The organism is Candidatus Vagococcus giribetii, from assembly GCF_017316185.1.
GTDB lineage: Bacteria > Bacillota > Bacilli > Lactobacillales > Vagococcaceae > Vagococcus > Vagococcus giribetii.
In genome coordinates, this window is the sequence record NZ_JAFLVX010000047.1 from 1 (window position 1) to 2,647 (window position 2,647).

Consider the following 2,647-nt stretch of genomic DNA (forward strand, 5'->3'; position numbering starts at 1 on the left):
CTCCTGTAACAGGAAAAGTAGTAAAAGTTGTTGTTTCAGAAGGAACAGTAGCAAACGTAGGTGACGTATTAATCGAAATCGACGCTCCTGGTCATAATAATGCCCCTTCAGTAGCCGCAGAAGCTCCAGTAGCAGCAGCAACTCCAGCTGCAGCACCTGCTTCAACAGAAGCAACAGGTAAACCTGGTACTCGCGTTTTAGCAATGCCTTCAGTTCGTCAATACGCACGTGAAAAAGGTGTTGATATTACTTTAGTGACACCAACTGGAAAAGGTGGACGTGTTGTTAAATCTGATATTGATAACTTTGGTAGCGCACCAGTTGCAGCTCCTTCAGTAGAAGCTACAACAGCAGCACCAGCTGCATCTGCACAACCAAAAGCTGAAGCTAAACCATTCGTTGGTGCTCCAGAAGCTGAAGTTCGTGAAAAAATGACTCCAACACGTAAAGCTATTGCTAAAGCAATGGTAAATAGCAAACATACTGCTCCTCATGTAACATTACATGATGATGTAGAAGTTTCTCAAATGTGGGATCACCGTAAGAAATTTAAAGATGTGGCTGCTTCAAGAGACACTAAATTAACATTCTTACCATACGTAGTTAAAGCATTAACTGCTACAATGAAAAAATACCCAATCTTAAACGCGTCAATTGATGATACAACTGATGAAGTAGTTTACAAAAACTACTACAATATCGGTATTGCTACAGATACTGATCACGGTTTATATGTACCTAACGTAAAAGATGCTAATACTAAGAGCATGTTTGATATCGCTGATGAAATCAACGAAAAAGCAGCTCTTGCTGTAGAAGGAAAATTAGCTGCAGCTGACATGCGTGGTGGTACTGTAACAATCAGTAACATCGGTTCTGTTGGTGGTGGTTGGTTTACACCAGTTATTAACTACCCAGAAGTTGCTATTTTAGGTGTTGGTACAATTACACAACAACCAGTTGTTAATTCAGAAGGTGAGTTAGCTGTTGGCCGTATGATGAAATTATCATTAAGTTTTGATCACCGTATTGTCGATGGAGCAACTGCTCAAAAAGCTATGAATAACATTAAACGTTTATTAGCTGATCCAGAATTATTATTAATGGAAGGATAAGGTGAATCATAGATGGTAGTAGGAGATTTCGCAGTAGAATTAGATACAGTTGTCATTGGAGCTGGACCTGGTGGGTACGTAGCAGCAATTCGTGCGGCACAAATGGGACAAAAAGTTGCTATCATTGAACGTGAATACATCGGCGGCGTTTGTTTAAACGTCGGCTGTATTCCTTCAAAAGCACTTATCAATGCAGGACATAGATTCCACGAAGCAAAACATGGAGATATTTTCGGTATTACATCTGAAAATGTTACTTTAGACTTTGCTAAAACTCAAGAGTGGAAAGATAATGGTGTTGTTAACAAATTAACATCAGGTATCAGAATGTTACTTAAAAAGAACAAAGTTGAAATCATTGAAGGAGAAGCATTCTTCGTAGATGCTAACACATTACGTGTGATGACTGAAGAAAGTGCTCAAACATACTCATTCAACAACGCTATCGTTGCAACTGGATCTCGTCCAATTGAAATTGGTGGATTTAAGTTTGGTAACCGCGTTATCGATTCAACTGGTGGGTTAAACTTAACAGAAGTTCCTAAAAAACTTGTCATCGTTGGTGGTGGAGTTATTGGAGCTGAATTAGGTGGAGCATACGCTAACTTAGGTGCAGAAGTAACTATTTTAGAAGGTTCACCACAAATTTTACCAACTTTTGAAAAAGACATGGTTAAATTAGTTGAAAAAGATTTCAAAGAAAAAGGAATCACTGTTGTAACAAAAGCAATGGCTAAAGAAGCTGTTGACAATGGTAACAGTGTAACTGTTAAATACGAAGCAAACGGTAAAGAAGAAGCTATCGAAGCTGATTACGTAATGGTAACAGTTGGTCGTCGTCCAAACACTGATGACTTAGGCTTAGAAATTGCTGGAGTTGAAATGACTGAACGTGGTTTAGTTAAAGTTGACAACCAAGGACGCACTAATGTACCAAGTATTTGGGCAATTGGTGATATCGTACCTGGTGCTGCATTAGCTCACAAAGCAAGTTACGAAGCTAAGATTGCTGCTGAAGCTATTTCAGGTAAAGCAGTTGCTATTGACTACATCGGTATGCCTGCTGTGGCATTTACTGATCCAGAATTAGCAACAGTTGGATACACTGAAAAAGAAGCAAAAGAAGCTGGCTTAGATGTTAAAGCTTACAAATTCTCATTAGCTGGTAATGGTCGTGCTATTTCATTAAACAAAATGGAAGGTTTTGTACGTCTAGTAACAACTAAAGAAGACAACGTTATCGTTGGTGCTCAAGTTGCAGGTGTTAGTGCAAGTGATATTATTGCTGAATTAGGTTTAGCAATTGAAGCTGGTATGAACGCTGAAGACATCGCTCTAACAATTCACTCACATCCATCACTTTCAGAAGTGACAATGGATACTGCTGAATTAGCTTTAGGATTGCCAATCCACATGTAAAAAAGTAAAGAAACTGTAGAATAATTTATTCTACAGTCAGACTGTAGACAAAGTATCATATTTTTGATACTTTGTCTTTTTTTCTTGGTAAAATAGAGAAAAGGAGTTGGTTT

Annotated in this window: 2 protein-coding genes; both read left to right on the forward strand. The window is 38.4% G+C overall.

Annotated elements, in window-relative coordinates:
* A partial coding sequence (locus tag DOK76_RS12950) for a 2-oxo acid dehydrogenase subunit E2 (protein ID WP_206968432.1) occupies positions 1–1,115 on the forward strand: 1,115 nt, incomplete at its 5' end.
* A gap of 12 nt (positions 1,116–1,127) precedes the next feature.
* Entirely contained in the window at positions 1,128–2,534 is a 1,407-nt protein-coding gene (gene lpdA, locus DOK76_RS12955; RefSeq protein WP_206968434.1) for a dihydrolipoyl dehydrogenase, read from the forward strand.
* Positions 2,535–2,647: the final 113 nt, after the last annotated feature.